The 20025-nt window shown below is 63.6% G+C and carries 20 protein-coding genes; 12 read left to right on the forward strand and 8 right to left on the reverse strand.

What is annotated here, in order from left to right; translation table 11 throughout:
• Positions 1 to 83: 83 nt before the first annotated feature.
• Together AB8A33_RS16210 and AB8A33_RS16215 are read left to right on the forward strand one after the other, a co-directional pair.
• Positions 84 to 1733: a glycosyltransferase family 39 protein gene (locus AB8A33_RS16210; RefSeq protein WP_439093681.1), complete on the forward strand. Its 1650-nt coding sequence runs from the start codon at positions 84 to 86 to the stop codon at positions 1731 to 1733.
• 32 nt (positions 1734 to 1765) lie between these two features.
• A complete protein-coding gene (locus AB8A33_RS16215) occupies positions 1766 to 2191 on the forward strand; it encodes a GFA family protein (protein WP_439093682.1) in 426 nt (141 codons plus the stop codon).
• Between the two features lie 60 nt (positions 2192 to 2251).
• On the opposite strand, the gene AB8A33_RS16220 is transcribed toward AB8A33_RS16215, so the two are convergent.
• Positions 2252 to 2965 carry a DNA helicase gene (locus AB8A33_RS16220; RefSeq protein ID WP_439093684.1) on the reverse strand — a complete coding sequence of 238 codons (714 nt, stop codon included), beginning with the start codon at positions 2963 to 2965 and terminating at the stop codon, positions 2252 to 2254.
• A 227-nt stretch (positions 2966 to 3192) separates the two neighbouring features.
• Here AB8A33_RS16220 and bla point away from each other — a divergent pair, with 227 nt between their 5' ends.
• Positions 3193 to 4062 (forward strand): class A beta-lactamase, encoded by an 870-nt coding sequence (bla, locus tag AB8A33_RS16225; protein WP_439093685.1) that lies wholly within the window; start codon positions 3193 to 3195, stop codon positions 4060 to 4062.
• Here bla and AB8A33_RS16230 read toward each other — a convergent pair.
• Positions 4022 to 4978 carry a DMT family transporter gene (locus AB8A33_RS16230; protein ID WP_439093687.1) on the reverse strand — a complete coding sequence of 319 codons (957 nt, stop codon included), beginning with the start codon at positions 4976 to 4978 and terminating at the stop codon, positions 4022 to 4024. The two genes, bla and AB8A33_RS16230, sit on opposite strands and share 41 nt — an antisense overlap.
• Before the next feature lie 109 nt (positions 4979 to 5087).
• Here AB8A33_RS16230 and AB8A33_RS16235 point away from each other — a divergent pair, with 109 nt between their 5' ends.
• Entirely contained in the window at positions 5088 to 6584 is a 1497-nt protein-coding gene (locus tag AB8A33_RS16235) for a PLP-dependent aminotransferase family protein (protein ID WP_439093688.1), read from the forward strand.
• 7 nt (positions 6585 to 6591) lie between these two features.
• Here AB8A33_RS16235 and AB8A33_RS16240 read toward each other — a convergent pair whose 3' ends face one another.
• A complete protein-coding gene (locus AB8A33_RS16240; RefSeq protein WP_439093689.1) occupies positions 6592 to 6963 on the reverse strand; it encodes a nuclear transport factor 2 family protein in 372 nt (123 codons plus the stop codon).
• Between the two features lie 44 nt (positions 6964 to 7007).
• Complete coding sequence (locus AB8A33_RS16245; RefSeq protein WP_439093690.1) at positions 7008 to 7724, reverse strand: DJ-1/PfpI family protein; 717 nt, start codon at positions 7722 to 7724, stop codon at positions 7008 to 7010.
• A gap of 61 nt (positions 7725 to 7785) precedes the next feature.
• On the opposite strand from AB8A33_RS16245, the gene AB8A33_RS16250 reads away from it, so the two are divergent.
• Together AB8A33_RS16250 and AB8A33_RS16255 are read left to right on the forward strand one after the other, a co-directional pair.
• The gene (locus AB8A33_RS16250; RefSeq protein WP_439095949.1) at positions 7786 to 8790 is read left to right on the forward strand and encodes a GlxA family transcriptional regulator; all 1005 of its coding nucleotides are present in this window, start codon (positions 7786 to 7788) and stop codon (positions 8788 to 8790) included.
• A gap of 138 nt (positions 8791 to 8928) precedes the next feature.
• The gene (locus AB8A33_RS16255) at positions 8929 to 9708 is read left to right on the forward strand and encodes a class II aldolase/adducin family protein (RefSeq protein ID WP_068734284.1); all 780 of its coding nucleotides are present in this window, start codon (positions 8929 to 8931) and stop codon (positions 9706 to 9708) included.
• 145 nt (positions 9709 to 9853) lie between these two features.
• On the opposite strand, the gene AB8A33_RS16260 is transcribed toward AB8A33_RS16255, so the two are convergent.
• The 4 genes from AB8A33_RS16260 to AB8A33_RS16275 form a co-directional block, all read right to left on the reverse strand.
• Complete coding sequence (locus AB8A33_RS16260; protein ID WP_439085685.1) at positions 9854 to 10069, reverse strand: hypothetical protein; 216 nt, start codon at positions 10067 to 10069, stop codon at positions 9854 to 9856.
• Positions 10070 to 10313: 244 nt separating this feature from the next.
• Positions 10314 to 11717, reverse strand: coding sequence for a M20/M25/M40 family metallo-hydrolase (locus tag AB8A33_RS16265; protein ID WP_439093691.1), 1404 nt, complete (start codon positions 11715 to 11717; stop codon positions 10314 to 10316).
• A gap of 12 nt (positions 11718 to 11729) precedes the next feature.
• A complete protein-coding gene (locus AB8A33_RS16270; RefSeq protein ID WP_439095950.1) occupies positions 11730 to 13022 on the reverse strand; it encodes a glycosyltransferase family 87 protein in 1293 nt (430 codons plus the stop codon).
• 140 nt (positions 13023 to 13162) lie between these two features.
• A complete protein-coding gene (locus tag AB8A33_RS16275) occupies positions 13163 to 14779 on the reverse strand; it encodes a helicase HerA-like domain-containing protein (RefSeq protein ID WP_439093693.1) in 1617 nt (538 codons plus the stop codon).
• A 367-nt stretch (positions 14780 to 15146) separates the two neighbouring features.
• On the opposite strand from AB8A33_RS16275, the gene AB8A33_RS16280 reads away from it, so the two are divergent.
• The 6 genes from AB8A33_RS16280 to AB8A33_RS16305 all read left to right on the forward strand — a co-directional run bounded on the left by AB8A33_RS16280 (position 15147) and on the right by AB8A33_RS16305 (position 20025).
• Positions 15147 to 15512, forward strand: a complete 366-nt coding sequence (locus AB8A33_RS16280) for a DUF2267 domain-containing protein (protein ID WP_439093695.1) — start codon at positions 15147 to 15149, stop codon at positions 15510 to 15512.
• A gap of 59 nt (positions 15513 to 15571) precedes the next feature.
• Positions 15572 to 15979 (forward strand): DUF4332 domain-containing protein, encoded by a 408-nt coding sequence (locus AB8A33_RS16285; protein ID WP_439093697.1) that lies wholly within the window; start codon positions 15572 to 15574, stop codon positions 15977 to 15979.
• A gap of 258 nt (positions 15980 to 16237) precedes the next feature.
• Positions 16238 to 17083: a dihydropteroate synthase gene (folP, locus tag AB8A33_RS16290; protein WP_439093699.1), complete on the forward strand. Its 846-nt coding sequence runs from the start codon at positions 16238 to 16240 to the stop codon at positions 17081 to 17083.
• Positions 17080 to 17445, forward strand: coding sequence for a dihydroneopterin aldolase (gene folB / locus AB8A33_RS16295; RefSeq protein WP_068734298.1), 366 nt, complete (start codon positions 17080 to 17082; stop codon positions 17443 to 17445). Before folP ends, folB begins: the two co-directional genes overlap by 4 nt.
• 3 nt (positions 17446 to 17448) lie before the next feature.
• Positions 17449 to 17940 carry a 2-amino-4-hydroxy-6-hydroxymethyldihydropteridine diphosphokinase gene (folK, locus tag AB8A33_RS16300; protein WP_439093701.1) on the forward strand — a complete coding sequence of 164 codons (492 nt, stop codon included), beginning with the start codon at positions 17449 to 17451 and terminating at the stop codon, positions 17938 to 17940.
• A gap of 213 nt (positions 17941 to 18153) precedes the next feature.
• Positions 18154 to 20025, forward strand: coding sequence for a methylmalonyl-CoA mutase family protein (locus AB8A33_RS16305; RefSeq protein WP_439093702.1), 1872 nt, complete (start codon positions 18154 to 18156; stop codon positions 20023 to 20025).

Here is a 20025-nt window from a genome sequence, read left to right on the forward strand (position 1 = left end):
AAGTGCGCTATATCGATGCCGGGGAAACGAGGCTCAAAGAGCGCTAAAGCCGAGCCATTGGGGACACCGGGTTATCCATCGCCATGTCATCGATTACGACTGCGGCCATCGACACGCCAATAAGGCGCTCGGTGGAACGGACGTGTGACGACCTCGCCATCCTGGCGCTTGTCGTTGTCAGTATCGTCGCAAGCTTCACCTTCCGGGACTATGGTCTCGGATGGGACGACTATACCCACGCTGAATATGCCGATCTTCTATTGAAGATGTACGGGTCGGGCTTCACCGACACCGGCGCTTTGTCGTTTGCAAATCTCTACATGTATGGCGGCGGCTTCGATATGGCGGCCGCGCTGCTGCACAAGATCATCCCGCTGGAGCTGTTCGAGACGCGACGCCTGCTCGGCGCGATCGTCGGCGTCATCGGCCTCGGCGTCACCTGGCGTCTCGGCCGTCGGGTCGCCGGCCCCGTAGGCGGCCTCGCCACGCTGTTGCTGCTGGCGCTGTGCCCGACCTTCTACGGCCATATGTTCATGAACCCGAAGGATGCGCCTTTCGCCGTGGCGATGGTCATCCTGATGCTCGGGCTGGTGCGCCTTGCGCAGGAATATCCGAACCCGTCACCGCGCACGGTCTTGATCTTGGGCCTCGGTGCCGGCTGCGCGATCGGCTGCCGCATTCTCGCCGGTCTGACGCTGATCTACGCCGTGATCGGCTTCATGCCTCTGTGGATCGAGGATGTGCGCACCAACGGCGTCCGCGAGAGTGCGCATCGCTTGCTGCATGTGCTCTATGTGCTGCTGCCGGGTATCGCTTTCGGCTATCTGATCATGGGCCTGATTTGGCCGTGGTCGATTCTCGAGCCCGCCAATCCGCTGCGCGCACTGGGCTACTTCTCGCACTTTTTCGAGAAGCCGTGGAAGGAGATGTTCGACGGCGCGATGATCTCCGTGCCGGACATGCCGTGGTCCTATCTGCCGACGCTGTTCGCGCTGCAGCTTCCGGAAGTGCTGCTCAGCCTCACCTTCGGCGGCATTGCGCTGACCATCATGTCGCTGTCGCGCGACACCGTACCGGCGCGTCGCAAGACCATCCTGTTGATGCTGACCTTTGCCGCCACACTGCCGCTGGTGATCGCCATGGTGAAGCGCCCGGCGCTGTATAACGGCATCCGGCATTTCATCTTCGTGCTCCCGCCAATGGCCGTGCTCGGCGGCGCGGCCTTCGCGGCGCTGATGGACTGGCTGCGCGTCAATCATCGCGGCGCGCAAGCGGCTGCCGTCGCCGTATTCTCCTTCGGTCTGATGCTGCCAACGGCCGAGATGATCCGGCTGCATCCGTATCAGTACACCCACTTCAACTACATCGCCGGTACCGTTCGCCAGGCCGATGCGCTGTACATGCTGGACTATTGGGGCCTTGCGCTGAAGCAGGCCTCCGACGCGCTGCGCGAGCAGATCGTCGAGCGCCAGGAAAGCCCGCCGGCCGGCCGCAAATGGAAGGTCGCCGTGTGCGGCCCGCAACGTCCGGCACAGGTCGCCCTCGGTCCCGACTTCACCATCGGCTGGGATAGCCAGTCGGCCGACTTTGCGATGACGCTCGGCGAGTTCTACTGCAAGGGCCTCACTGCTCCCGTGATCGCCGAGATCAAGCGCGACGACGTCGTCTTCGCCAAGGTCTACGACATCCGCGGCAGCAGCATTTCGAGCCTGCTCGCGATCCCCGCCCCTTAGGCGCCGGGATCGCCACAGGAGACACAGGCAGGATGTCGGGCGACACAAAGGTTCGGGCTGGCCAGTGCCACTGCGGCGCGGTGCGTTTCGAGGCGACGCTCAGCGATGGCTTCAATTCGATCCGCCGCTGCACCTGTTCTTACTGCCGGATGCGGGGTGCGGTCGTCGTCATGGCGGAAATGGGCGGGATCAAGATCCTGCAGGGCGAGGATGCGCTGACAACCTACCGCTTCCATACCGGATCGGCGCAGCACTTCTTCTGTTCCCGCTGCGGAATCTACACGCATCATCAGCGGCGATCTGACCAGAACCTGTATGCCGTGAACGTGGCTTGCCTGGACGGGGTAAGCCCGTTCGATTTCCCTGAGGTGCCTGTCATGGACGGCATCAATCATACGAACGACACCGGCAAGCCAACACGTCAAGCAGGCACCCTCCGCTTCATCCCGGCTGGCTGACTATCGCGGTCCGGCGACGACCGCCTAGCGATGATCTCGCTAAGCGGTTCGGCTCACATCCTACCGCGCCGCCTGGAACCTGATGTCGCCGTTGTTCAGAAAGCACGTCTTGCTGAACAGGCCGAGATCGACAGGATTCGGCAACCGCACATCCTCCAGATCGGGATATGGCTTCACCGCCGGATCGTAGGACCGGTGGATCTGCGAGATGAAGACGAAGATCAGCCCGCGCTCCCTGGCGAATGACTGCAGCGCGCGCACCTGCACCATCAATGCCGGGTTCTCGCGTTTCTGATCGAGCAGTTGCAGATAGTCGATCACCACAAGCGTGCCGCGCGGCGCGTCCGCCAGTTTCCGGACGACATAATCGGCGCTGATGTCGTCGGAATTGTCGAATTCAAACAGGCCGTCGAAACGCGCCCGGTCCGCGCCGATGGCACTGAAACGGTCCAGTACGTCCTTTTCAGCGTATTCCAGCGAGAAGAACACGCTGCGATGGCCGGATCGCATCGCCTCCACGGCGAGCTTCAGGCTCATCAGCGTCTTGCCATGGCCCGGGCGCGCGCCGACCAGCACGAGATCGCCCGGAGACAGTTGTTCGAACAGCTTCGCCGCCGGCGTGGCCGAAGACATCCGGGCGACGAGCAGGCTCCATGCCGCAAAGCCTTCCTGCACCGCGATCCGGTCGAGTGCCTCGTGCAGCGGAATGTTATCGGTGCGGGAAAGAAGCCTGGCCTTGCGCTTCAATTGGTAGACAGGCGCAGAAAGACGCATCGTGAGAACCTCCTGGTGCGAGCGTTGTCACAACCCCTCCTTATGCTTGATGCTCGAACAGTTGGTTCGGTGATCAGAGAGCCCGGTATGATCGATACTTTCCCGCTGGAGGGGGGAGGCGTGGGCTGCGCCAGAATCAGAGTGTAGCGCAATCCCCTTCCCCGCGAAATTGCCGATACCCAATCGCCCGCCATCAATTCTCCCTCTTCGCCCGCGAATGACACGCCATGATGATCAATCGACGAACATTGCTGGCGGCTGCGCCGGCGCTCATGGCCTGGCCGGCCTTTGCCAAGGAAACGGCAAAGGACGCGCCGGCAGCGTTGCAGGCTTATGAACGCGACACCGGCGGGCGGATCGGCGTCTATGCCGAGAACCTGAAGACGGGCGCAAAGATCGCGTGGCGCGCTAATGAGCGCTTCGTGATGTGCAGCACGTTCAAGGCCTCGCTCGCCGCCTGCGTGCTCGCCCGCATCGACCGCGGCGAAGACAAGCCCGATCAGATGATCGCCTATGCCGCCGCCGACCTTCTGCAATATGCGCCGGTCGCGCGCGACAATCTTGCCAAGGGCGCGCTCTCGGTTGCCGACATGTGCAAGGCCATCGTCGAGCTCAGCGACAACACCTGCGCCAATATGCTGCTGGCGCGCGTCGGCGGTCCGGCCACCCTCACGGCCTTCTGGAACAGGACCGGCGACAGCGTCTCGCGCCTCGATCACAACGAACCGCTATTGAACCGTTCGCGTCCCGGCAATCCGCAGGACACAACCACGCCCGCCGCGATGGCGGGCAACGTCAAACGCTTCGTGACCGGCGACGTGCTGACATCCGCCTCGCGTAACCAGCTCACCGACTGGATGGTGAACTGCAAGACCGGCGACAAGCGCCTGCGCGCCGGGCTGCCGAAGGCATGGAAGATCGGCGACAAGACCGGCAATAACGGCAAGGACGCCGCCGGCGACATCGCCGTGACTTGGCCGAAGCCGGACCAGCCCGTTGTCATCGCCGCCTATACGCAGGGCGGCACGCCGACGGCCCCGCAATTGGAGACGGTGTTCAAGGCGATTGGCGAGATGGTCGGGCGGCAGCTGGGATAGGCTGCGCAGCCACTGCTGCATCGGGCCTCTTGAGCGACATCGTTCCGATGACAATCCCGCCCAGGATCATGGCCATGGCGGCGATCAGCGACAGCTCGATCGCTTCGCCCAGCACCAGCGCGGAAATCGCAACGCCCATCACCGGCGTCGCCAGCAGACCAAGCGAGGTGATGGTCGCCGGCAGGCTGCGGTTGATGATCACCATCGCCCAGTGCGCCAGCGCCGTGCCAAAGATCCCGCCAAACAGCAGTGCTCCGACAAGTTCGCGCGTCCATGCGATGTCAGGAACACCTTCGCGCATCAGCGCCAGCGTGGTCAGCAGCACGCTCGCGAGCAGCGCCTGCCAGAACACGAGTTGAAACGGCTCGGAGATCCAGCGGTGGCCGCGGACATAGACGATGTTCGCCGCCCAGCACAAAGCCGCGAGCAACAGCAGCCCACTGCCGATCAATGCATTGCCGTTGCTCCAGTCGAATGCCGACGGGTTGAACATGACAGCGATGCCGGCAAGTCCGAGGACAATGCCCAACAGACGTTCCCTCGGAACGGGTTCGCGCAGCAGCAGCCAAGCGGCCGGCGCGACCCAGAGCGGCGTGGTGTAGCCGAGCACGATGGAGCGCCCGACCGGCACGAATTGCAGGCCGAAGGCAACGAGCACCGAGAATAGGCCCATATGCAGCACCGCGACACTGACGATCACAGGCATGTCGCCGCGCCGCGGCACGATGAATTGCCGGCGCGCGAGCGTAATGGCTGCCAGAGCGAGCGTGGCAATCACGGCGCGGATTGCCACCGACCACAGCGGCGAAATGTGCTGTACCAGAAATTTCGTCAGCGTCCAGTTCAGCCCCCACATGGTCACGACGACGGCAAACAGCAGCAGCGCCGTGCGGCGCGACAGGGGATGTTCGGACATGGCTTCATCTCACGTCTTCGGTGCATGGCGCACTCGACAGACCGAGGACACTAGGTTTTACTGGCCCCAATCAAAGATCCATTCCAGTAAAAATGACTGAGCCAGTTTGATGGGCGACATTCTCGCGGGGCTGATCGATATCGAGCGCGGGTCCGCAAGCGGCGAAACGTTGACGCGGCAGCTCTACGATCAGCTCCGTGCGTCGATCCTGAGCGGCGCGCTGCCGCCGGGCCATCGCCTGCCGTCGAGCCGCGACTGCGCGCTGCAGCTCGGCCTCGCGCGCAACACCGTCTCCACCGTCATCGATCAGTTGGCGATGGAGGGCTATCTCGACGTCGCACAGGGGCGACGCCCCACGGTCGCCGCCGCCGAGCGCAAGGCGCTGCTCACCGGACGCAATATCCCGCACAGGAGGCCCAAACCGCTCGCGGTGTCGCGCTGGGCCGAGCGTGTGCGGACGTCGGACTGGCCGTTTGTCAACAATGGGCGGCCGTTGCCGCTGGCGCCGGCGCTGGCCGACGCCAGGCTGTTTCCCCATGACATCTGGGCGCGCTGCCTGCGCCGCGCTGCGCGACGCGGATCAACGGGCGATCCCGCCATCAACCGCGCTTCGCTGCGCAACGCACTGCTCCGCCATCTCGTCGCGTATCGCGGTGTGCGCGCTGAGGCGCGCCAGATCATTCTCATGCCGTCGGCGCAGGCCGCGCTCGAACTGATTACCCGTGTGCTGCTCGATGCCGGCGATCTCGCTTGGGTCGAAAGCCCCGGCTATGGCGGCGCGCGCGCAGCGCTGGACTCCGCCGGCGCGAACATGCGCGGCATTTCGCTGGATCGCAGCGGCCTCTCCATCAAGGGCCGCCGCGATCGCCCACAGCTGATCTTCGTGACGCCGTCGCATCAGCATCCCACCGGACGGCTGATGCCTGTCAGCCGGCGGCAGCAATTGCTCGCATTTGCCAATGACATCGGCGCGGCGATCGTCGAAGACGACTACGATAGCGAATTCCACTATGACGGCCGCCCGGTCGCCGCCCTGCAGGGCCTCGATGACAATGGCCGCGTGTTCTATGTCGGCACCTTCTCGAAATCGATGTTTTCAGACGTGCGCAGCGGCTACGCCATCGTACCGCCGGATCTCGCTGATCTCTTTGAAAAGGCGCAGCGCCACGGCAGCCATATCGTGCCAGCACCAGTGCAGGATGCGCTGGCCGAATTCATCGACGATGGCTACTTCGCGGCACATATCCGCAAGATGACACGCGTCTATCGGAGCCGGCGCGATCATCTGCTGCAGGCGCTGCACGCTCATGCCGGTGATCACCTGACGATAGAACCACCGGCAGGCGGCATGCAGCTCCTCGCCTATCTGGAGCCACATCGCGACGATCGCGCAATTTCGGCGCGGCTGGCCAAACTCGGCGTGACGGCCCGTCCGCTCTCCATGTATTTCGCCGGACCTGTCGCCGGCCAGGGATTGTTCATGGGCTTTTCCGCCTGGAACGAACAGGAGATCGACAAGGCCGCCGCCATCGTCGGACAGGTGCTGCGCGACAGCGCGACGGCGCGCGGCCGCTCCGGCAAAGTGTCGAAGCGGCCCAAGAACTAACACCGCCTTACGCGGCTGCCGCCAGCTTCTTCTCCACCACAAGCGCGGCCGGCAGCGGCCGCCACAACACCGTCATTTCCTGGATCAGACCGACGTCGTTCAGACGCCAGTAGTCGACGCCATCGAGTTGTTCGCTGCCGACCGTGATGCCGAAGAATGCCGAGACATGCTCGGGTCCCTGCAGCACTTCGCGAAAGTCGAACCTATCGACGACGCCGAGCAGCGCCGTGACCACCGGGCGGATCGCCGCCTTGCCCTTGAACGGCTCTGCGGCGAGCGGCGTCTTCAGCACGATGTCGTCGGCCATGTGGCTGAGCATCGCGTCGAGGTCCTTGCGCTGCATCGCCGCGGTGAAAGCGTGGATATGGGTAAGGTTCATGATCGTACTTCCTTCTGATTGTCGTGCAGGCGCGCGCGTGCCGTTCACTCCGCCGCTGTCGGCACGATGATGCCGAGCTTCGTTGCTATCCGTTGCGCCGTGGCTTCGCGCTGTGCAGTGATCTTCGCCACCGACTGACGGGTCTGCGCCAGTACCGCGGCCGGTGCTGTTTCAGGCGTGCCGCTGTTGAACGGCGGCTGTGGCGCATATTCCATGAAGAGCTGTATGCCCTGCGCCACCTCGGCGCCGCGCAGTTCGGCAGCGAGACGCAGCGCGCCGTCGATGCCCGAGGTCACGCCGGCAGCAAATATCCAGTCGCCGTCAATCACCACGCGCTCGTTGACCGGCGTCGCGCCGAAATAGCGCAGCAGATGAAACGATGCCCAATGCGTGGTGGCGCGTCGGCTCATCAGCAATCCCGCGGCGCCGCAGATCAGCGCGCCGGTGCAGACCGAGAAGATGCGCGCATGTCCCGACTGCTGGCGGATCCAGTCGAGCACGATCGTATCGTCCATCAGCGCTTCCTGGCCGAAACCGCCGGGGATATGCAGCACGTCGAGCTGGGGCGCCTCGGCGATAGCGGCATCCGGCGTGATGCGGAGCCCCCTGTAGTCGCGCACGGTCTCGGCGGTCTTGCCGTAGACGCGATAGGTCGAATTGGGAATGCGCGACAGCACTTCGAACGGGCCGGTGAGATCGATCTGATCGAGCCCCTCGAACAGCAGCGAGCCGATCTGGAGATGTTGGTCTGGCGGGATCATCGGTTCCTCCGAATATTTGTGAATGGACAAGCCGACCCTAGCCCGGCACACTCTGGCGGAAATGCCAAAGACCCCTCGTTCTCCGCCAAACACCGTTTCGACGATCCCGCGCGCCATCGACGTGCTGGCTTTTCCAATGGTGCAATTGCTCGACGTCTCCGGCCCGCTTCAGGTGTTCGCCTCGGTCAACGAGATCATGCAGCGTCAGGGCAAGCCCGCGCCCTACAAGCTGCGCGTGATCGCGCGCGGCGGCCATGGCGTCACCGCCTCTGCCGGCCTCGGACTGGCTGCAAGCGATCTGCCGCGCCACGCCGAGCCGATCGACACGCTCCTGATTGCCGGCGGTCCCGGTGTCCATGCCGCCGCGTCCGATCCCGCGATGGTTGCCTGGGTGCGCAAGCGCGCGGCCAAGGCGCGACGCACCGCCTCGGTCTGCACCGGCGCCTTCCTGCTCGCCGCGACCGGCCTACTGGACGGCCGTCGTGCCGCAACCCACTGGTCCTGGTGTTCCGAACTCGCGCAGCGCTTTCCCAACGTGCATGTGGAGTCCGATCCGATCTTCGTCCGCGACGGCGTGTTCTGGACGTCAGCCGGCGTGACCGCCGGGATCGATCTCGCGCTGGCGCTGGTGGAGGAAGACCTCGGCCGCAACGTCGCGCTGATGGTGGCGCGTCATCTCGTGGTGTTTCTCAAGCGCCCCGGCGGCCAGTCGCAATTCAGCGCGGCATTGTCGCTGCAGACGGCGGACGACAAATTCGACGCGCTGCATGACTGGATCGGCAAGCATCTCGCCGACGATATTTCGCTGCCCATGCTGGCCGAACAGGCCGGCATGAGCGAGCGCAGCTTCAGCCGGCACTATGCGGACGCCACCGGCGTCACGCCCGCCCGCGCGGTCGAGCAGTTGCGCGTCGAGGCCGCGCGACGGCTGCTCTCGGAAACCAAACTGCCGGTGAAACGCATTTCGCAACGCTGCGGCTTCGGTTCCGAAGAAACCATGCGGCGCAGCTTCCTGCGATTACTTTCTGCCACGCCGCAGGACTATCGCGCGCGTTTTAGTTCCTGAATGTCGCGATCGGGCCTTCTGCCGCCCGGAAAGCATGTCTGCCGCGCAAACCGTCCGGCTTGCTGCCCCGCCGGAGCGGGACTAGGCTCGCATCAGTCAAATGCCAAAACACTGCCAGTCAATCCGGGAGCACTCAACATGTCACCAGCCGAAGCCCGCCTCAAGGAAGTGCCGTCGCATATGAGCGAGGGCGAATGGGCCCAGCGCGTCAATCTCGCCGCGGCCTATCGCCTCGTTGCGCTCTACGGCTGGGACGATCTCATCGACACTCACATCTCCGCCCGCGTGCCCGGCCCCGACCATCACTTCCTGATCAATCCCTATGGCCTGATCTTCGAAGAGATCACGGCATCGTCGCTGGTCAAGGTCGATCTCGACGGCAACCAGCTCTCCGAAAGCGAATACAGCATCAACCCGGCCGGCTTCACCATCCATTCGGCGATCCATGAAGTCCGCGAAGACGCCGGCTGCGTGATGCATCTGCACACGCCGGACGGCACGGCAGTGGCCTCCTGCATGGAGGGCCTGCAGCCCCTGAACCAGACTGCTCAGCTCGTGATTCCGGAACTCGCCTATCACGACTATGAAGGCGTCGCGCTCGATCACGACGAGCGCCCGCGCCTGCAGAAGGATCTCGGCACCAAGAACGCCATGTTGCTGCGCAATCACGGCACGCTGACCGTCGGCCGCTCGGTCGCTTCGGCCTTCGAGCGCATGTACTATCTGGAACGCGCCTGCACCATGCAGGTCCGCACCCGTATGCTCGGCCCGACCGCCTATCCGGTCGACCAGATCGTGATCGACAAGAACGCCGAACTGGTCTCAAACCCCGAGAGGTCGGAGCTGCGCTCCACCAAGCTGGTCTGGCCGCCGATGCTGCGCAAGCTCGACCGCCGCGATCCGTCTTACAAGACCTGAGATTTGGTGCTATAGAGGGGTTACATACCTCTACACAGTGATTCAAAACGCCGTCCAATTCCGGGCGGCGTTTTTCTTTGTTCTGGTTTTCTCGTCATTCCGGGGCGCCCGCACCTGCGAGCGAACCCGGAATGACGAGTGCGCATCACGGCCGCATGAACGCAAAGTCCGTGTCGGGATCGCAATTGTCGGCGACGAAACGCAGCTCCGACTGGACGTCAGCCGCGGTCCTTGTCTCCAGATATTTCGAGACCACGAGATTCACAAGGGAGCGACAGACGCTGTCCTGATCGACCCCGGCGGCCTGCGCTGCCGCCATCGCGGCAGAGAAATGAGTATTGGCGATTTCGGATGCAGACACGGCGTTCTCCCTTTTTTATCGTTCGACCACGCGAGCCCAGCGCTGCCCTTGATCTGGGTCAACATGGCAGACTCTCTCATCGTCACCGTCATTCCCCGGCACACCAATTGGTGTGCCTGAGGGCAGAACCGGCGCCGCAGGCGACGGAACTGAACCCGGAATCCCATAGTGAGTCACATAACCAGATTCCGGGTTCGCGATCGCCAAGTGGCGCTCGCGCCCCGGAATGATGGCTATTGCGAGCTTACTTCTTCACATCCGCCAGCGCGGCAATGATCCGCGCCCACGACCGGATGCCCTTGTGGAAGCTCTTCAGATCGTACTTCTCGTTCGGCGAATGGATATTGTCGTCATCGAGGCCGAAGCCGATCAGGAGCGAGTCCAGACCCAGCGTGCGCTTGAAATCCGCGACGATGGGAATCGACGCACCGGACCCGATCAGCAGCGCCTGCTTGCCCCACTCGTCGGTCAGCGCATCGCGCGCAGCGGCGAGCGGCTTCATGTTCCAGTCGAGCGCGATGGCCGGCGCATTGGAGTGATCAAGAAACTCCGCGGTGCAATCGCCCGGCAGTTGCGACGTGACGAAAGCCCGGAACGCATCGCGGATCTTGCCGGGGTCCTGGCCTTCGACGATGCGGAACGAAACCTTGGCCGACGCATGCGAGGCGATCACGGTCTTGGAGCCCTCACCCGTATAACCGCCGACAATGCCGTTGATGTCACAGGTCGGACGCGACGTGATCTGCTCGATCAGTTCGCGGCCCTTCTCGCCGGCCGGAATCGAGAGACCGATCGGCTTGAGGAAGCTCTCCGCGGTGAGACCGAGGCTCTTCCACTGCGCCAGAATGTCGGCTGGCAGATCCTTCACGCCATCGTAGAAGCCGGGAATGGTGATGCGGCCGTTGTCGTCATGCAACTTGCCGAGAATATTGGTCAGCACGCGGATCGGATTGCGCGCACCGCCGCCATAGATGCCGGAATGCAGGTCGCGATTGGCCGCGGTGATCTTCACCTCTTCATAGACGAGGCCGCGCAGCGACGTGGTGATCGCGGGGGTCGACGAGTCCCACATGCCGGTGTCGCAAACCACCGCGAAATCGGCGGCGAGATCCTTCTTGTTGGCTTCGAGGAACGGCACGAAATTCTTCGAGCCGACCTCCTCCTCGCCTTCGATGCAGATGGTGAGATCGATCGGCAGCGAGCCCGTGACATTCACCCAGGCCCGGCAGGCTTCCACGAAAGTGGAGAGCTGGCCCTTGTCGTCCTGCGCACCGCGCGCAACGATGATGTCGCGGCCATCGGCATGTTTGGTGACGACCGGCTCAAACGGCGGACGATGCCACAGGTTTAGCGGATCGACCGGCTGAACGTCATAATGACCATAGAACAGAACATGCGGCCGCTTGCCGGTGTTGCCCTTGGCGGTGGCGACGATGGCCGGGTGCCCTGCGGTCGGCCGTACTTCGGCGTTGAAGCCGAGGCCCTCGATCTCGCCGGCCAGATGCTTTGCGGCCGCCTTGCAGTCCTCGGCGAAAGCCGGATCGGCGGAAATCGACTTGATCCGCAACAGTGCGAACAACCGCTCCAGAGCCTTGTCGAAATCGGCATCGACGCGATCGAGAACGGATGCAAGCTGCGTATTGGACATGAGCGAATTTCCTTAAGCGTGATGGTCCGGAACTTCGGTGGAATCTAGCAGCACCGGCGGGTGGTGCATATGCCAGATCAGGCCGCCTGCCAGCAGCGCGGTCGCCAGCAGATTGTTGCCCCAGGCCTGCAGCATGGCCGGGAAGACCGGGATCGACAGCGCCATCAGCACACCAATGATGCCAAGCAGCGACCAGGTTCCGGTCCGCACATTCGGGCGGGGATCATCGGCGGCGCGATGCATCAGCACCGTGAGCGGCAGGAACAGCCACATGAAGTAATATTGCCGCGCCAGCGGCGATGCCACCGTCATCAGGCAGAACAGGACGCCGAGTTCTTCGGCACGTGAGCGCGGCGTGAGTTTCGATCGCGGCAAAAGCGACCAGATGAAGCCGAGGCCGATCAGACCGGAGACGGCGAGCACGATCAGGTTCGCGGTTTTGTAGCTGACATCGATCACGTTCATCGTGGCCGATCCACGCTTGCGATCGTCCTGGAAATAGTCGATCGGCCGTACCAGGCGATGCGTCATCGCGATGATCGACTGATTGACCCAGGACCAGTTCTGCTCGTCGCGCTGGCCGAAGCCCTTCTCGGAGCTGGAGCCGACCATTTCCGTGTACCAGGTCTTCACCTCGGCAGCATTGCGTTCGAAGCCGCGAAACGGCGCCGGCACGACATAGAGCAACAGCAGCGTGCAGATGATCATGCTGGCCGAGGCCGCCCAGTGCCGCCGCCACAACAGATAGGGCAGCACCGCCACCGGGAACACCTTGATGGCCGTCGCCAGCGCGAACATGCTGCCGCCGAGCCACGGCCGATCCTTCTGCATCCACCAGAAGCCGAGCAGCATCATCGCCAGCAACACCAGATTGGGCTGGCCGAGATCGTACATGTCGAACACGAAGGTGATGGTCGCAAAGCCCGGCAGCGCCGCAAGCCACGCCGCCGGAATCTTCTTCGAACCGGTCATGGCATTGGAGAGCTGGCTGGTGATCGCCCAGGCCGCCGAATTCAGGATCGAGAGCAGGAGATAAAGCGGGACCTTGCCGAACCAGCTCGGGAGCGCCAGCAAAACCGCCGACAGCGGCGGATAGATGAAGTCCAGCGCCCCATTGGTCTTCGCTTCATAGAGCGGCGCACCATGCAACACCTGCTGCCCGGCCCAGAACCACAACGCGTAGTCCTTGGTCTTGCCGTGACCGAAGATTTCCGGGACGAGCACATCCGCGGTCAGCAGGACGCAGGTCAGAAGAAACAGTACGTCCAGCGGCTGCCGCAAGGACGGCCACCGCAAAACCGGCATTTCACCGTCACTTTTCGTCACTTCGCAGTCCCGCTTCAAAGACCCGCCGGCACGGCGCGGTTCAGACCGCGGTGGGTAGCAGATGGCGCCGGGACCTGCAAAGCCGCGGGCGGGTGCATAACGGGCAGTCCGGACGAAGCTTACCGCTTCAAAATCCCGCCAAGCGTGCCGCGCACGATCTCGCGACCGATCGAGCTTCCCAGCGAGCCGCCGATCTGCTTGCCGACATTGGCGACGATGCCGCCGACGACCTTGTTGGTCACGCTGCGGGTGACGCTCCGCGCAATCACCTGGCCGGTGGAGAGCCTGTTGCGGCCGGTATTGGTGCCGAAGATGGTACCGACGATCGCACCGAGCTGGCCCAGGAATCCGCCGCCGCCCGCCGCGTCGCCAGCCTCAGCGGGCGTCGCCGCCGTGCCGGCAATGCGCTTCTGCAGCATCTCATAGGCGGATTCGGAATCGATCGCGGTGTCGTATTTGCCCTTCACCGGGCTCGCCGCGAGGATCGCCTTGCGCTCCTCAGGCGTGATCGGCCCGATACGTGCGGTCGGCGGACGCACCATGATGCGTTCGACCATGGCTGGCGTGCCGTTGCCTTCGAGGAACGAGACCAGCGCCTCGCCCTTGCCGAGTTCGGTGATGACCGTGGCCGTATCGAGTTTCGGATTGGCACGGAAGGTCTGTGCTGCCGCCTGCACCGCCTTCTGGTCCCGCGGCGTGAAAGCGCGCAAGGCGTGCTGAACGCGGTTGCCGAGCTGGGCGAGTACGCGATCGGGCACATCGATCGGGTTCTGGGTGACGAAATAGACGCCGACGCCCTTGGAGCGGATCAGGCGCACCACCTGTTCGATCTTGTCGAGCAGCGCCTTCGGGGCATCGTTGAACAAGAGATGCGCTTCATCGAAGAAGAACACCAGTTTGGGCTTCGGTAGATCGCCGACTTCGGGCAATTCCTCAAACAGTTCCGAGAGCAGCCACAGCAGGAAGGTTGCGTAGAGCCGCGGGCTCGACATCAGCTTGTCGGCGACGAGGATATTGACCATGCCGCGGCCGTCGCGGTCGGTCTTTAGAAAATCTTTCAGCTCCAGCGCCGGCTCGCCGAAGAATTTATCGGCGCCCTGGTTCTCCAGCACAAGCAATTGGCGCTGGATGGTACCGATTGTCGCCTTGGTGACGTTTCCGAAGCTCAAGGCCGACTTGCGGACATCGGCAAGCGGATCGACCTCGTCCTTCTTGGCGGTCATCGGCACGATGGCATCGAGCAGCGCGCGCAGATCCTTCATGTCGAGCAGCGTCAAGCCGTTCTCGTCGGCGACACGGAAGGCGACGTTGAGCACGCCTTCCTGCACATCGTTGAGATCGAGCAGCCGCGCCAGCAATAGTGGCCCCATCTCCGAGATGGTCGCGCGCACGGGGTGTCCCTGCTCGCCGAACACGTCCCAGAACACGGTCGAAAACTGATCGGGCTGGAACGTCAGCGCCATCTCCTTGGCGCGCTGCAAAATGAAGTCCTTGCCCTCGCCGACTTCGGCTATCCCTGAGAGGTCGCCCTTGATATCCGCAGCGAAGACCGGCACGCCGGCACGGGCAAAGCCCTCCGCCATGACCTGCAGCGATACGGTTTTACCTGTTCCCGTCGCGCCCGTGACGAGACCGTGGCGATTGCCGAGGGCCAGCGTCAGCCATGCCGGTTGGTCGCCCTTGCCGATGAAGATCTTGCCGTCGGTATCGCCTGACTTCAGTTCGGTGGTCGCCATCGGATCGCCTCTGTCGCACGCATCAAGAAAAAGATTTCAAAAAATTTGCGGCTCACCATGATCTTACCGCATCTTGGCGAGCGATTGAAACGCAAAGCGTTCCCGCCACACCTGAAACCCGTCCGTTGTTTCTACTGACGAAACGCAAGCCATATTTTTTTGCTGTTTCCAAAGTCCGGCATTGTCGCATCTGCGAACAATTGACCAAAATTTCACGTTTGCTCTTGCATTGGTGCAACACTCGATACGCGATCACACTGAATCGCACGTCGGACGAGTTGGCGCGCTTGTAATTCGAATCGCAGCGGCTCAAGATCACTTTTCAACATAAGGGCATCGGCACTCAACCGGTGTGAGGCGGGGCATCATGGACGAATTAATCAAAGCGCTGACCGCAAAGGTCGGCATCGATGAAGCTGTGGCTGAAACGGCTATCGGCATTATCTTGGGGTTCCTGCGCAAGGAAGCACCGGCCGCGCCGGTCACCGCACTGATCGAACAGATTCCGGGTGCGGACGCAGCCATCGCATCGTCGGAAGGCGGTGGCGGATTGAGCAGCCTGATGGGCGGCGGCATCATGGCCCTGGGCAGCAAGCTGATGGGTCTCGGCCTCGGCATGGGCGAGATCCAGAGCGTCGCGCGCGAACTGTTCAAGTTCGGCCGCGAGAAGATCGGCGCCGATGCCATGGACGAGATCGTTGCCGGCACACCTGGCCTGAGCCAGTTCTCCTGACCGTCTGTTACGTCAGCAGCCGCGCGTAAGCGTCACGCATCTTCATACGTCCGAGTACCATGACATATCCCATCTCCAAGATTGACGGTTTGACGGCCTTCGCCGCGACCAAACTGAAAAAAGCAGGCATCCGCACCATGGAAGGGCTGCTGGACGCCGCTCACTCTGCCAAATGCCGCAAGGAACTCGCCGCCAAGACCGGGTTCAACGAACAGCAACTGCTCGAATGGGCAAACCTCGCGGACTACCTGCGCATCCCCGGCATGGGCAAGGCCAAGGCCGAACTGCTCCGCGCCTCCGGCGTTAACACGGTACGCGAATTGACCCACCGCAATCCCGCCCGCCTCGCTGTGGCGATGCGCGAGGCCAATGACAAGCGCAAGCTGGTCCGGGTGATGCCCTCGGAGAAATCCGTCGGCGATCTGATCGAAAAGGCCCGCCAGCTGCCGCTGAAGATTTCGTATTGAGTTGCTGACAATGACGCTCCTCTTCTCCCTCCCCCGCACTTGCGTGGGGAGGGTGGCCGGCCAACAGGCCGGTCGGGTGGGGGTGGTGCCGCATAGATAGCTGCATGTGTGGCGCCCCACCCGTCGCGTTTGTTCGCTTCGCTCTCAAACGCACCACCCTCCCCACTGCGCGCCGCTTCGCAGCGCTTGGGGGAGGGATAAGAAAGCGTCGGCGCCCCTGATCTTGACTCCCTCCCCCCGACCGCGCAAAGCGACCTCATGATCGCGCGTCCGACCACGTCTGCTCCGACGGTCCACCCGGTGCTGGCCGCGCTGCTGGCATCGCCGGTGCCTGCCGTGATGGGCATCCTGAACGTCACCCCGGACTCCTTCTCCGATGGCGGCCAGTTCGATGCCCCGGAGCGCGCGCTGGCGCAGGCACGGCGGATGATTGCCGAGGGCGCCGGGATCATCGACATCGGCGCCGAGTCCACGCGCCCCTATGGGTCCCGGCCGGTCACTGCCGATGAAGAATGGGCGCGGCTCGTGCCGGTGCTGGCCGACGTAGTCGCGCTCGGCACGCCGGTGTCGATCGACAGCATGAAGGCGTCCGTCGTCGCGAAAGCGCTCGCCGCCGGCGTCGCCATCGCCAACGACATCTGGGGCCTGCAGCGCGATCCCGACATGGCCCGCGTCATCGCCGAGCACAGCGCGCCGGTCGTCGTCATGCACAACCGCGACGACGTCGATGCCAGCATCGATATCATCGACGACATCAAGAGCTTCTTCGCGCGCTCGCTGGAGATCGCCTCGAGGGCCGGTATCCCCGCGGGCCACATCGTGCTCGACCCCGGCATCGGTTTCGGCAAGACACCTGAGCAGAGCATGATTGCGCTGGCGCGGTTCGACGAGCTGACCAGTTTCGGCCTGCCGGTGCTGATCGCCGCCTCGCGCAAGAAATTCATATCGACCGTCGTGCCGTCGGAGCCGCAGCAGCGCATCGGCGGATCGCTCGCCGCGCATCTGCTCGCGGTGCGGCACGGCGCCAAAATCGTCCGCGCCCATGACGTCGCGGAAACCGTTCAGGCCCTGCGCGTCACCGCAGCCATCGAGGAATTAAGATGACCGACATGATCTTCATCAAGGGCGTATCTGTGCATGCCCATCACGGCGTGCTCGATTACGAAGGCGTCGTCGGGCAGCGTTTCGTCATCGATCTCGAACTCGATGCCGATATCGACCTTGCCTCGCGCAGCGACCGCCTTGCCGATACCGTGTCCTATGCCAATGTCGTCGCTACCGCGATCGCCGCCTTCAAGGACACCAATTACAAGCTGCTGGAGCGCGCCGCCGGTGCCGTAGCCGATGCGGTGCTCGCGGATTTTCCGCGCATCAGTTCCGTCAAGGTCACCGTACACAAGCCGCACGCGCCGATCGCCGCGATCTTCGACGATGTCGGCGTGGTGCTGCGCAGATCGCGGGCGTAGCTGATGGCCAGCGTCCTCATCGCGCTCGGCGGCAATGTCGGCGATGTCCGCATGACCTTCCGCAAGGCGATCGGCAATATCTGCGGCATGACCCAGGCCGCGCTGATCGAACGCTCGGCAGACTACAGCACGCCGCCGGTGGGCGATGTGCCGCAGGACCACTTCGTCAATGCGGCAATCGAGATCGAGACCGAACTCGATCCGCACGCGCTGTTGTTCACGCTGCACAAGATCGAACACAAGTTCGGCCGCAACCGCGTTGCCGAGGGACACTGGGGTCCGCGGCCGCTCGATCTCGACATGATCGCCTATGACGACGTCGTCATGGCCAAGCCGGAACTGCACCTGCCGCATCCACGCGCGACCGAACGCGCCTTCGTCCTCGTGCCGCTGGCCGAAATCGCCCCGGACCGGGTGATATCAGGCAAGACCGTTGCCGAGCATCTCAAGGCCCTCTCAACCGACGGCATCGAGCGGCTGCCGGATCTGGATTGAGCGCCGGCCTCCCGCGTCGCCCCCGTCTGGCATGCCGAAGGCGTGCGCGGGACGGTGACGACGGACCGGCTTGTAGGCACTTCCAACCAATCTGGTCCTGTTCCCAGGCGCCGATTCCGCGCAGGCCTATGTCGTAACGGGCATTGGCAACCCCTTCTCGGCATGGCATTTTCCGGCCCAACCACGAAGCAATGCCGGGAGTGAAGTTCCTAAATGTCGACTGCGACTGACGACCTGCGGCTGGCCGCCGATTTTGCGCCTGCGAGTTACGATGACTGGCGCAAGCTCGTCGATGGCGTGCTGAAAGGCGCGCCGTTCGAGAAGCTGATCAGCAAGACCTATGACGGCGTCAAGATCCAGCCGATCTATCCGCGCGCGGAAGATGCCGCCCCGATCGCCGGCCGTCCGGCTGCCGCGCCCTGGCAGATCATGCAGCGGATCGACCATCCGGATGCCGGCAAGTCGAACAAGCAGGCCCTGCACGATCTCGAAAACGGCGCCACCGGGCTAACGCTGGTGTTCGAAGGCGCCAATGGCGCGCGCGGTTTCGGCCTCGTCGCCTCGCCCGAAACCATCGAAACACTGTTCGACGGCATCTACCTCGACGCCGGGATCGGCATCGAACTCCATGCCGGCCCGCAGTCGCGCATGGCCGTGACGCATCTGGCCGACTACATCAAGACGAAGGGCATCGATCCCGCCAAGTGCGACATCCGCTTTGGTCTCGATCCCATCGGCGCCACCGCGGTGTGGGGCACCAGTGCCTATAACTGGTGGGAAATGGCGCCCGCCGTCACCGACACCATCAAGAAGCTAGCCGCGCAAGGCTTCAAGGGCCCGTTCGCCGTTGCCGACGGCCGCATCATCCACGATGCCGGCGGCTCCGAAGTGCAGGAACTGTCTTACGTCCTCGCGGTGATGGTGTCCTATCTGCGCGCGATGGAAGACCATAACGTTCCGCTCGAGACGGCCCGCAGCATGGTCTATGCGCGTCTCGCGGCTGATGCCGACCAGTTTCTCACCATGGCGAAATTCCGCGCGCTGCGCCTGCTCTGGGCGCGCGTCGAGGAAAGCTGCGGCCTCGCGCCGAAGCCACTGTTCATCGCCGCCGACACCGCATGGCGCATGCTCACGCAGCGCGACCCCTATGTGAACATGCTGCGCGCCACCATGGCGACCTTTGCCGCCGGTCTCGGCGGTGCCAACTCCATCTGCGTGCTGCCGCATACGTTGGCACTCGGCCTACCCGATGGTTTTGCACGCCGTGCGGCACGCAACACCCAACTGGTGCTGCTGGAAGAGTCCAATCTGGCCAAGGTCACCGATCCCGCCGCAGGCGCCGGTGGCATCGAGGCGCTGACGCGCGAACTGTGCGACGCCGCATGGGCGCAGTTCCAGGACATCGAAAAAGCCGGCGGCGCCTTCCCGGCGCTTGGCAACAATGTGATCCAGCCGAAGGTCGCCGCCACCCGCGCGGCACGTCAGGCCAGCGTCGCTAAGCGCCGCGAAGTGCTCACCGGCGCCAGCGAATTCCCGAACCTGCATGAGGCCCGCGCCACCGTGCTGAAGGTCAAGCCGATCCCCGGCAAGCCCTATGGCAAGGACAAGATCAAGTTCAACCCGCTCGAACCGGTCCGGCTGGCCTCCCCCTTCGAGGCGCTGCGCGACAAATCGGATCATCTGCTGGCGCGCAAGGGTGCCCGTCCGAAAGTGTTTCTGGCCAATCTCGGCACGCCCGCCGATTTCACGGCGCGCGCGACCTTCGCCAAGAGCTTCTTCGAGACCGGCGGCATCGAAGCCCTCGACAGCGACGGTTTCTCCGATCCGGCCGTACTCGCCAAGGCCTGGAAGGCCTCCGGCGCCGCGCTGGTATGTATCTGCTCGTCGGACAAGCTCTATGCCGGCCAGGCCGCCCCCGCAGCAAAGGCGCTTCAGGCCGCCGGCGCGAAGCATATCTATCTGGCAGGCCGCCCCGGCGACCTCGAGGCGCCCTTGCGCGACGCAGGCGTTAGGGATTTTATCATTGCCGGCGGCGATGCGCTGGCGATGCTGGTGCAGGCCCATGATTTACTAAATTCGGCCTGA

The sequence above is a fragment of the Tardiphaga sp. 813_E8_N1_3 genome (assembly GCF_051811025.1).
GTDB lineage: Bacteria > Pseudomonadota > Alphaproteobacteria > Rhizobiales > Xanthobacteraceae > Tardiphaga.

What these genes read in the sequence shown, in the direction of transcription:
- AB8A33_RS16220 (WP_439093684.1), bottom strand. Translation starts at nt 2,965, where the DNA reads ATGCGTCTTTCTGCGCCTGTCTACCAATTGAAGCGCAAGGCCAGGCTT.
- AB8A33_RS16250 (WP_439095949.1), top strand. Translation starts at nt 7,786, where the DNA reads ATGCCAAAGACCCCTCGTTCTCCGCCAAACACCGTTTCGACGATCCCG.
- folB (WP_068734298.1), top strand. Translation starts at nt 17,080, where the DNA reads ATGACCGACATGATCTTCATCAAGGGCGTATCTGTGCATGCCCATCAC.
- AB8A33_RS16230 (WP_439093687.1), bottom strand. Translation starts at nt 4,978, where the DNA reads ATGTCCGAACATCCCCTGTCGCGCCGCACGGCGCTGCTGCTGTTTGCC.
- AB8A33_RS16245 (WP_439093690.1), bottom strand. Translation starts at nt 7,724, where the DNA reads ATGATCCCGCCAGACCAACATCTCCAGATCGGCTCGCTGCTGTTCGAG.
- AB8A33_RS16265 (WP_439093691.1), bottom strand. Translation starts at nt 11,717, where the DNA reads ATGTCCAATACGCAGCTTGCATCCGTTCTCGATCGCGTCGATGCCGAT.
- AB8A33_RS16240 (WP_439093689.1), bottom strand. Translation starts at nt 6,963, where the DNA reads ATGAACCTTACCCATATCCACGCTTTCACCGCGGCGATGCAGCGCAAG.
- AB8A33_RS16285 (WP_439093697.1), top strand. Translation starts at nt 15,572, where the DNA reads ATGACATATCCCATCTCCAAGATTGACGGTTTGACGGCCTTCGCCGCG.
- AB8A33_RS16270 (WP_439095950.1), bottom strand. Translation starts at nt 13,022, where the DNA reads ATGCCGGTTTTGCGGTGGCCGTCCTTGCGGCAGCCGCTGGACGTACTG.
- AB8A33_RS16275 (WP_439093693.1), bottom strand. Translation starts at nt 14,779, where the DNA reads ATGGCGACCACCGAACTGAAGTCAGGCGATACCGACGGCAAGATCTTC.
- AB8A33_RS16215 (WP_439093682.1), top strand. Translation starts at nt 1,766, where the DNA reads ATGTCGGGCGACACAAAGGTTCGGGCTGGCCAGTGCCACTGCGGCGCG.
- AB8A33_RS16280 (WP_439093695.1), top strand. Translation starts at nt 15,147, where the DNA reads ATGGACGAATTAATCAAAGCGCTGACCGCAAAGGTCGGCATCGATGAA.
- AB8A33_RS16235 (WP_439093688.1), top strand. Translation starts at nt 5,088, where the DNA reads ATGGGCGACATTCTCGCGGGGCTGATCGATATCGAGCGCGGGTCCGCA.
- bla (WP_439093685.1), top strand. Translation starts at nt 3,193, where the DNA reads ATGATGATCAATCGACGAACATTGCTGGCGGCTGCGCCGGCGCTCATG.
- folK (WP_439093701.1), top strand. Translation starts at nt 17,449, where the DNA reads ATGGCCAGCGTCCTCATCGCGCTCGGCGGCAATGTCGGCGATGTCCGC.
- AB8A33_RS16255 (WP_068734284.1), top strand. Translation starts at nt 8,929, where the DNA reads ATGTCACCAGCCGAAGCCCGCCTCAAGGAAGTGCCGTCGCATATGAGC.
- AB8A33_RS16210 (WP_439093681.1), top strand. Translation starts at nt 84, where the DNA reads ATGTCATCGATTACGACTGCGGCCATCGACACGCCAATAAGGCGCTCG.
- folP (WP_439093699.1), top strand. Translation starts at nt 16,238, where the DNA reads ATGATCGCGCGTCCGACCACGTCTGCTCCGACGGTCCACCCGGTGCTG.
- AB8A33_RS16305 (WP_439093702.1), top strand. Translation starts at nt 18,154, where the DNA reads ATGTCGACTGCGACTGACGACCTGCGGCTGGCCGCCGATTTTGCGCCT.